Source organism: Neisseria sp. P0009.S008 (assembly GCF_051958615.1).
Taxonomy (GTDB): Bacteria; Pseudomonadota; Gammaproteobacteria; order Burkholderiales; family Neisseriaceae; genus Neisseria; species Neisseria subflava.
This window is the reverse complement of the sequence record NZ_JBQCVG010000036.1, coordinates 1-376: the sequence shown is the minus strand read 5'-3', so window position 1 is coordinate 376 and position 376 is coordinate 1. Positions and strand designations below refer to the sequence as shown.

Annotated in this window: 1 rRNA gene; it reads right to left on the bottom strand. The window is 55.1% G+C overall.

The window, feature by feature from the left end:
• Nucleotides 1–376 (bottom strand): 16S ribosomal RNA (locus ACTHSQ_RS11135); the annotation flags it as partial.

The following is a 376-nucleotide window of genomic DNA, read 5'->3' as shown; positions in this document are numbered from 1 at the left end:
GTGTATAAGAGACAGGACTACTGGGGTATCTAATCCCTTTCGCTACCCTGGCCTTCGAGCCTCAGCGTCAGGAATTGTCCAGTAGCTCGCTTTCGCCACGAGTGTTCCTCTTGATCTCCACGCATTTCACTGCTACACCAAGAATTCCAGCTACCTCTCCAATCCTCTAGCATGGCAGTATCGGATGCAGTTCCGGGGTTGAGCCCCGGGATTTCACATCTGACTTACCACGCCGCCTACGCTCCCTTTACGCCCAGTGATTCCGAACAACGCTCGGGACCTTCGTATTACCGCGGCTGCTGGCACGAAGTTAGCCGTCCCTTCCTCTTCGGGTACTATCAACCCTGTGCGCTATTCACGCCCAGGTCTTACTCCC